Origin of the sequence: Phytoactinopolyspora endophytica (assembly GCF_004138495.1) — a bacterium.
Lineage (GTDB): Bacteria > Actinomycetota > Actinomycetes > Jiangellales > Jiangellaceae > Phytoactinopolyspora > Phytoactinopolyspora endophytica.
In genome coordinates, this window is record NZ_ML142874.1 from 52,224 (window position 1) to 61,738 (window position 9,515).

Here is a 9,515-nt window from a genome sequence, read left to right on the forward strand (position 1 = left end):
GGAGGAAGGATGTCCGGCTGGTCCGCCGATGGAGCGGCAGCCGAGCCGTGCCGGTTGTGCCGGCGTCTCAGCGGCCACGCGACGCCGAGCCCGACGAGCATCTCCCCGACCAGCACGCCGCCGATCAACGTCGACTCGTCGATCTCGTCCTCGACCTCGGCCACCTTGTCGAGAGCATCGTCCAAATCACCACGGCCGAGATCCGCCGCCGCGTCCTCCAACTCGTCGTCGACGTTCCGGCCCAGCATGCCGATCCGCGACAGGACTCCAGCCACTCCACCTGGCATGGTCCGGGCATCCGACAGGGTCTCCGCCGATTCCGCATACTCGTCGGCCTGTTCTTTGACCGCGTTGATGTCCTCGGCGCCCTGGTAGGCCTCCTTCAGCATGGGCAGCTCCGTGAGGCCGAACCCATCCGTGGCGGCCAGCACCTCGTTGCGGACGTCCAACACGGCGGCGGACGACTCGATCAGGCCGTCGGCCTCGTCGAACTCCCAGTCCGCCATGGCACGTCGCAGCTCGAACGGCGGGGCCCAGCCGTCGCTGTCGGCGGCGAACTCGGCGTAGGTCCCGCGTGCCTCTGCCCGATCCGCGAGCCGCTCGACGTCATCGCCGGGCAACACATGACTCTCGTACAGCTCGACCGCTCGCTCCGATCCAGCGACCTCTTCCAGGAGGTCGAGGAGATGACGCCAATCGACGCCGGCATCGAGTACCTCCGGCTCGGGGCCGGCCCGGTAGGCGATCTCCCTGCCGTCCAGCGCCGTGATGACCTCCGCCATGGGTTCCGCCCCGACCTCGTCGAAGATCTGGTCGAAGACCCACCACGACATGGTGTACGCATACGGATCCTGTTCCTCGCGACTGGCTGCGGTCTGGACCCACGATCGCAACGGCTGCGCACCCGGATCGTCGTCCGGCAAGCTCTCCGGTTCCGGAGCTTGCCCGTCGATCCGTTCCAATGCTTGGTGTGAGTACAACTCCGCCAGCCCTTCGAGGATCCACAGCTCCGTGGTGAGCTCCCGGTTGAACCAGACGTGTGAGAGCTCGTGCAGAATCAGCTGGGCGTCCAGCTCGTCGCCGATCTGGATCGTATGCTCTTCGCTGTCATACCAGCCGCCGAAGCCCATTGCGTGCGGCGCCGCCGACTCGATCACCTGCAGCTCGCCCTCCGACGGCCATGACAAGCCGGTGAGCTCCTCCAGCATCGGCACACCCGCATCCAGCGTGCCCTCCACGAAACCGGCCCATTCCTCGTCACCCGGCCAGTGCCGCAGGCTTCCGGAGGTACCGCCGATCTCCACTGCCCGCTCCTCGAGCAGGCCGTCGTTGCGGGCCGCGACCGCCACCCAGTAGTTCCATGGGTCAGCGATGTCGCTGTCGGTGTAGATCACATTACCGTCCCGGCGGTCATATCCGAGGCCGGCGTCGCCCACCGTGATCTCGTCGTAGGAGTCCGGGATGATGACCGTGACGCTCGTGAGACCGGGATCGCCGAACGGGAAGACCGGGAAGGAGGCATACCCGCCACTCACCCGGGTCAGGTAGTCCGAGCGCGGCGGCTGGTTCGGCAGGTCGTACGAGACCTGCACCTGCTGGGTCTGGCCGTATCGGAGCTGAGACGGCAGACCGATGGAGATCACCGACAGGCCGGACCCGTCGGCCTCGTCGAAGTCGACAGGCAGCGCCCCGCTCCCCGGAGCCTCCGCCGACGCGTTTTCCGCCTCGGCCAGCGCCGGGACACTGACCTGATCGAAATAGTAGAACGTGTTGCCCTGGTCTGGCCGTTCGTTGGTCAGCGTCATCTCGACCGTGACCCGGACCCGCTCCTCGTCGGGATCCAGCCGGAAGGTCGTGTCCGACTCGAACCGCAGGCCGTCGACGACGGGCTGGGCTTGTGCGGCCGGCGCGGGCAGCATCACGACCGCGGTTGCGACCGCCAGGATGGTGCCTGCAACGGTCACGGCGGCAGACCGCGCAGCAGCGCGCGGCAGGACTGCCGCGGCTCTGCGCACAGCCCTGCGTGTCCGCCGAAGGATGGTCATGCCGGGGTCAGCCTCCGGCCCTACGATCGTTCGGCGCCGGTACGGTCGGATGCGGACACGGATGCGAAAACGGTGCCTCATGGACATCGACCACGTTCCCTCTCGTTCTCGCTCGTAGAGTCTCGCCGTCGGTTTCCCCGACAGAGCCTCATCGTCGCTCCCGGCAGAAATCTCACCGGCTTCCCCCAGCAGAACCTCACCGTCGACTGTGGAGCGCCGATGTCGATGCTACGTGGCCTCGACGATCGTGGCCGCGCGCCGTTCGTCTCATGCTCGAGCGTTCCGGCCGCCAGGCGAATGACCTCACGATTCCTTCGCTACGGGCGACCGGCGCGCCGATCGATACACCAGATACGTGTCCTTGCCGTTGACCTCGCGGTGAAGGTGCTAGGCGCGTTCCGCACCAAGAATGGCCTGTCATTCCGCCATACCGATTTCACAACGAGACCGGGTTCACAACGAACTCCGTGTGCCTCAGCAGCCACGTTCCTCGTGCGTCAACAGGTGACGGCGGCACTTGGGGTCGTCAGGACGCGGTTCCCCGAGGCTGCACGCTAGTCCGCTCGGATATCGGCTTGAATCGAACTATTGTTCGATGTAGGCTTCGTTTACGAGCCAGACGCTATTGGTTCTTTCCGTTCAGGTGTGTTGAGCCGCGGTAGATGTTCGGTCCGGCGGGGATGGCCGGACCAAATCCCTGTCGATCCTGACCTGTCTTTGTGCGGGTCTGCTCATCACCTGGGAGGAGGTGCCCAGCGTGTTCGGCTCCCACGACGACGCTGACGGTGCCGCCGACGACGGCCACACCGCTGAGTACCGCGACGCCCTCGAGCCCTGCAGTCGCGCTGTCTATGACGCCCAGGATGGTGATGATCACAGCGGCGGTGCGGACGGCGGCGGTGGGTGGCCGTGGCCGATTCCGGAGGGGTTGGCGTATGCACCTCCGGGTGCGGAGTTGCTCGCTGTCCTGGAGGAAATCCCGATCGCTGGGGTGTCCGGGTTTGACACGGTGGAAGTGCTCAAGGCCGCCTACCGGCAGTCGTGTCGGGACCGGGGGATCTTTCTGTTGTGCTTGTTGGAGACGGGCATGCGCGTCAAAGGCTCTACAGACAGTGTGCAGCGACTACAAGAGCCTTGCCATTTCGCCCCCGAATATGCTCGCGCCGCGCTGGTGTGGTCGCGTACCCGGGCCAACAACGCCTTTCAGCTGGCCTACGACGTACACCACCGTCTGCCCATGCTCGGACAGGCGATGTTGACCGGGATGCTGGATGAGCCCCGTGCACAGGCGTTTTGCCAATGGACTGAGGGTTTGGCCGACGAGCAGGCGGCTCAGGTGTGCGCATTCTTGTTGCCGGATGCGCCCGGGTTGACGGTGGCGGAGCTGATCGATGCGATCAAGCGCGCCGCGTTGGCGATCGACCCGGAATGGGCGCACAAAAAGTACCGCAAGGCGATCAAGGGTCGCCGGGTGGTTGGCTCGCGTAACCCGGACGGGACTGCGAACGTGTCCGGCTATGACCTACCCATCGACCGTGCCGCCGCCGCCTGCGACCGCGTCGACAGCCTGGCACGGGCGTGCAAACGTGCCGGAGACAAACGCAAGATCGACCACGTCCGTGTCGACATTTTCCTGGGCATGCTGGATGGAACCCTCGAAGATCTCACCGAGACCGAGATCATCAGCTACGTCCTGGCCCACCCGTTCACCGACATCGACGACAGCAAAGGCAGCACGGGCACAAGCGCGGGCAGCAGCCAGAGCGACGCCAGCAGCGACCCCGGCGGCGGTGATCACGAGGGCGCCACCGACCAAGGCCGCCGCGACGTCGACGACGGTGACGACGATCACGGTCGCGACCTCAACAGCGCAGACGACGGTGGAGACGACAACCCCGGTAACGACAACGTCAGGGACGACGCAGGCAACGACGACAACCGTGGGCACGACGACCATGGCGACGACAACGGTGGAGACGACTCCGGTGGAGACGACTCCGGTGGGGACGACGACGCGGGTGACGACACCGGTGGTGGCGCCGGTGGTGGCGCCGGCGGTGGTGGCGCTCGACCCGGTGGTCCGCCGCGCGGTCCCGCCGGTGGCAGCGACGCGCGCGACGCGCTGAACAACCACGACGTTCACCGCGACCTCAGCGGCCGAGCCGACGATGCCGGCGCCGAAACGCCGGCGAGGGGGTGGTCGGTGTCCGAGTTGCGAGTCGGCCTGGCCACACTGCTCGGATTGGACGAACGCCCCGGCGAGATACCTGCCTGGGACTGTGTGTCAGCCACCCTCGCACGCGAGATCGCCGAGCGGATGGCCTCGGCGCAGTGGCGTTTTGCCGTGTGCAACGAGCGCGGCGAACTGGTGCATGCCGGGATCACCACCGCTCGACCTCACCGGCCACCAGGCCGGGCCAGATCCCGCCGAGACACCCGTCGTGGTGGCATCCTCGAACTCCAGGTCACTACCGGTGACCTGTCCCGTCTTGCTGCCGTGATCACCGGGGCGCAGGGGCACGACTCGGCGGCCAACGACGCCGACACGGGCACCGACGTGGGAATGAGCCACGACGTGGGAATGAGTCACGACGTGGGAGCGGGCAGGGACATGGCAGGGGGCAGACACGTGACCTCAGACGCGCGCGTGACGTGGGAGCAGTGCGCCCGCTGGGCGCCGGTCATCCGTGACTTGTCCCATCAGCACAACGCCCTGGACCTTGACAACGCCGGACAGACAGAAGCCGACCAGCACGACGCACTCCACATCCACGAAGAGAGCGACGGTCACGAAGAGAGCGACGGTCACAATGACACTCCCGGCGATGATCCGCGGCGGCGGACCGCCGCCACCCGGCTACGCCGATGGGTGCAGATCCGTGACCGTCGATGTACGCATCCGTGCTGCCGGATGCCGGCGATTCGCACCGACCAGGACCACATCGACGAATACGCCCACGGCGGCTTGACCACTGCCGACAACCTCGGCTCCGCGTGTCGGCACGATCACCGACTACGTCATGAAGGCGGCTGGGAAGTCTCCAAACCCACTCCCGAGCTGACCCTATGGCGCTGCCCGTTGGGTCATCATTACCTGAACCGGCCACCGAAGATCATGCCCGCCTTACCCACGATCCGGCCCCGCGAGGAGGAACAACACACCCAGGACCAACACGAGGCAAACCAGCAGGACCGAGCCAGCCAACAGGACCAGGCCTGGAACGGACACCACGACCAGCCCGCCTACTACGGCGGGCACGAGAGCCACGGCGGCCACGAGGACCACGGCGGGCACGAGAGCAGTGCCGAACACAGCGACAGTGACGACGACGCACGTGCTCACCTTCTCCAGGGGCTACGAGTCGCGCCCACAAAGGTTCACGCCTGCGGCTGCATCGGCGCCTGTGAATGCGCACCCATCATGCCCGAGCCGCGGAAGACGACCATGACCAAGGAACCCGAACAGCCACTCAGCGTCAGACCTGAAGACGACCCGCCACCGTTCTGAGAGTCACCGACGAGACAGGCCAGGCGAGGTAGGTCCAACGGGGGGTAGGCCCACCAGGGTAGGCGCGACGAGACAGGCCCGACGGGTAGGTCCGATCAGGTAGGCGCGACGAGACAGGCCCGGCTGACTAGGCAGACCCGGGCGCGGAAGGACTCACCAGGCCGGTCTGATAGGCGATGACCACCAGTTGTGCCCGATCCCGAGCCCCGAGCTTCACCATGGCGTTGCTCACATGCGTGCGCGCCGTCGCCGGGCTGAGAAACAACCGTGCGCCGATCTCGGCGTTGCTGAGCCCTTCGCCCACTAGTGCAACTACCTCGCGCTCTCGCTGAGTGAGCACGGTGAGCCGTTCCTCGGCCACCTGGTTGGCGGCCCGAGTAGCAGTGAACTGTCCGATGAGGCGGCGAGTGATCCTCGGCGCCAGGAGTGCCTCGCCGCCGGCGACCACCCGGATGCCATGCAGCAGCTCCGACGGTCCGGCGTCCTTGAGCATGAAGCCGCTGGCGCCGGCCCGCAGCGCCTCGAAAACGTACGCATCGGTGTCATACGTGGTCAGGATCAGGACCTTCACGTGGGCGAGGCCGCGGATCCCGGCGATCTGCGAGGTCGCCTTGATTCCGTCGACCCCCGGCATCCGGATGTCCATGAGCACGACGTCGGGGCGGGTGAGCCGGGCCTGTTCGACCGCCTCAGCACCGTTGGTCGCCTCTCCGACGACGGAGATGTCCTCCTCGACGTCGAGCAGCACCTTGAATCCGGCCCGCACCAAGACCTGGTCATCGGCCAGCACTACCTTGATCGGCCTTGTCTCTGGCGTGTCACTCATCTCTGGGGTGTCACTCATCGCTGGCATGTCACTCATCTGTGGCGTGTCATTGTCTGTGGTACGTCAACGGTGTCTGGAGTGCCATCGCTACGCCGCCGTCGTCGGGGCGGCTCATTGCCCCACCGCCTCTGCCGGATTCAGCGGCAAATGTGCCCGCACCTCGAAGCCGCCGCCGGCTCGCGGACCTGCGGTGAGTTCGCCGCCAAGCAGCAGGCAACGCTCCCGCATCCCTACGATGCCGCGGCCTGTTCCGGCCGCGCTATTGGACCGGCGGGCAATCGGCGCCCCAGCCTCTGCGCCGGCGTTGCGTTCGTCTTCGCGCCCGCCCGCGTGTCCGCCGTCGTCGGCGACGTGGATCTCCAACACATCTGACCGGCACTCGACCCCCACCGTGATCCGCGCCCCGGGCGCGTGCCGGATCGCGTTGGTGATCGACTCCTGCAGAATTCGGTATGCGGTACGGTCGACGGCCACCGGTAGGTCCGGTGCGATTGGCCCTACTTCCACCTTGACGTCAAGTTCGGCTTCGCGCGCCATGGCGGCGAGCTCGTCGAGCTGGTTCAATCCCTGTTCCCGGGTGGGCTCGTCACCCGATCCCCGAAGCACGCCGAGGATGACCCGCATCTCATGCAGCGCTTGCGAGCTGGTCTGCTCGATGGTGACCAGCGTATCGCGAGCGCGCTCAGGCCGCTTGTCCAGCACATGCGCGGTAACTCCGGCCTGTACGTTGATGATGGCGATGGCGTGCGCGACCGTGTCGTGAACATCGCGAGCTATCCTCAGCCGCTCGGCGTCCACCCGTCGTCGGGCCTCTTCTTCCCGCGTCCGCTCGGCATGCTCCGCGCGCTGCTGAGCTTCGGCCGCGATCACCCGCCGTGACCGGATGGACTCGCCAAGAGCGGCCGCCATGGTGGACGCTCCGATCCGGAAGAACACCCAGCCGAGGGCCTCCCTCGGCTCGACATCGGCACCCACGATGAGCCACCACGTCGCGAGCACGGCGATTCCGACCGCCGCGATCCTTACCGACCTTCGCCCGTCGCCGTACGCCGTCAGGGTGTACAGGGCGATGAAGAGCGCGAGCCAGCCAGGACCGTCGGGGAACTCAGCCGAGAAGTACACCACGCTCATCACGGCCGTCGTCGCGAACACGGCCACCGGCCAGCGGCGTCGGAAGACCAGGACCGCACCGCTGAGAATCAGCAACGCGTACCCGAGATAGCCGAAGTCGGAAAGCGACCGGAAGTCGATGGTCGAGTTGGACGACGACGCGGCGGTGCCCTGCACCTGCATCACTGTGATGAATGCAGCGAGCAGCACATCCTGGACCTGCGCTGGCAAGCGCAGGAGGCCCGGTCGACTCATTCGGCGATCATAGCCCCGGCATGCCGGCAGCCGGATCCGACAGAGAGCGCTGTCGTCTACGACGACGGGCGTAGTCGGCACACCGCTGCCCGCGCACAGCTGCGTAGCCGAAGCCGCCCTCTGATCGAAGACGCGACCACCGGCTGGGCGCCACCGTTATTGATGTCGTTTCACGTACACGCAATTCACGACCTTGGGAGAGAACGATGACCGACATCGCATCCGTCGTCGAGGGCTCGCGAACCGAGCTGCCTCGGCGAGGACCGTTGGGAAGGCTCGGCGGGTTCGCGTTCCGGCGTCGAGGACGCGTCATCATGGCCTGGGTTGCCGCGGCTGCGCTGGCAGTGGGGTTGTCAGGCGCATTCGGCGGAGACTTCGCCACCGACTTCTCTGCGCCCGACTCCGACTCCAAGCATGCCCAGGATCTGCTCGAGGACCGGTTCCCGAGCCAGGCCGGCGACCCCGTCGACATCGTCGCGCACGCCGACGACGGCGTCACCGACCCTCAGGTCCAAGGCGAGATGACCGCGCTGCTCAACGAGCTCAGCGGCCTGCCGCACGTGGCGAGCGTCGAGAACCCGTACGAGATGCCGGGCAGCGTGTCGGAGGACGGCCAGACCATCGTCGCTCGTCTCTACCTCGACGTCACCAACGCGAACGATATGCCGGTCGAGGACACCGAGCGGCTGATGGCGGCTGCCGAGTCCGCCGAGCACGACGGCCTGGAGGTCGCGCTGGGCGGGCAGGCCATACAGCTCGCCGAGGAGAGCGAGGTCGGCTCGGAGATGATCGGCCTGCTCGCGGCGGCGGTGATCCTGCTGCTGACGTTCGGCTCCTTGGTGGCCGCCGGATTGCCGCTCGCGATGGCGATCAGCGGCCTGGCGGTGAGCGCGAGCCTGGTTGGGTTGCTGGCCGCCTTGGTCGACGTGCCGGACTTCGCGCCCGTACTCGGCATGATGCTCGGTATCGCCTTGGGGATCGACTACGCACTGCTGATGGTGACCCGATTCCGGGAGTGGCGGGCGGCCGGTCTGGACCCCGAATCGGCGACAGCAGCCACACTCGACACGGCAGGACGTGCGGTGCTCGTCGCCGGCGCCACCGTCATGGTGAGCATGCTCGGCCTGTTCGCCATGGGCCTGTCTTTCATGAGCGGAGCCGCCGTCGTCGCGATGGTGGCGGTCCTGATCGTCATGGCGGCCGCGATCACCCTGTTCCCCGCGCTTCTGGGCTACCTCGGAACCCGCATCGACCGCCTCCGGCTCCCGCTCGGTAAGCGCAAGCCCGTCCAGGTCACCGACGACGGTCACATGGTGCCGGCCAAGGGTTGGGTGCGATGGAGCGGTCTGGTGAAGAAGTACCGGATCCCGGCCACCATCGTGAGCACGGTCGGCATGGTGCTGCTCGCGATCCCGTTCCTCGGTGTCTACATGGGCTTCCCCGACGCGGGCAACGACCCGGAAGGCTCGTCGACCCGCCGCGCCTACGACATGCAGGCCGAAAGCTTCGGTGAAGGTGCCAACGCGCCGTTGCTCGTGGTGGCGGACCTCTCGCAGACCGGCGACGCACCGGCCGGTGGCGACGCGGCGATCCAGCAGCTGCAGGCAGGGCTCGACGCCACGGACGGAGTGGCCGCCGTGTCACCGCCACGGTTGGACGAGGCCGGCGAGACCGCGATGATGACGGTCGTGCCCACGACCGGACCGCAGGACGAGGCCACCGAGGATCTGGCACAGACGATCCGCGACGGGGTGATCCCGGCCGCGATGTC

The 9,515-nt window shown here is 67.0% G+C and carries 5 protein-coding genes; 2 read left to right on the forward strand and 3 right to left on the reverse strand.

The window, feature by feature from the left end; translation table 11 throughout:
• On the reverse strand, positions 1-1,964 hold a 1,964-nt coding region (locus ELR45_RS31750), incomplete at its 3' end, for a hypothetical protein (protein ID WP_165368277.1).
• A gap of 838 nt (positions 1,965-2,802) precedes the next feature.
• On the opposite strand from ELR45_RS31750, the gene ELR45_RS31755 reads away from it, so the two are divergent.
• Positions 2,803-5,553, forward strand: a complete 2,751-nt coding sequence (locus ELR45_RS31755; RefSeq protein WP_129669853.1) for an HNH endonuclease signature motif containing protein — start codon at positions 2,803-2,805, stop codon at positions 5,551-5,553.
• Between the two features lie 127 nt (positions 5,554-5,680).
• Here ELR45_RS31755 and ELR45_RS31760 read toward each other — a convergent pair whose 3' ends face one another.
• Together ELR45_RS31760 and ELR45_RS31765 are read right to left on the reverse strand one after the other, a co-directional pair.
• A complete protein-coding gene (locus ELR45_RS31760) occupies positions 5,681-6,397 on the reverse strand; it encodes a response regulator transcription factor (RefSeq protein WP_240760288.1) in 717 nt (238 codons plus the stop codon).
• A gap of 93 nt (positions 6,398-6,490) precedes the next feature.
• Positions 6,491-7,744 carry a sensor histidine kinase gene (locus ELR45_RS31765; protein WP_129669854.1) on the reverse strand — a complete coding sequence of 418 codons (1,254 nt, stop codon included), beginning with the start codon at positions 7,742-7,744 and terminating at the stop codon, positions 6,491-6,493.
• A gap of 206 nt (positions 7,745-7,950) precedes the next feature.
• Between ELR45_RS31765 and ELR45_RS31770 the strand changes: the two genes are divergently transcribed.
• Positions 7,951-9,515, forward strand: a 1,565-nt coding sequence (locus ELR45_RS31770; protein ID WP_205857667.1) for an MMPL family transporter, incomplete at its 3' end; no start/stop codon positions are given.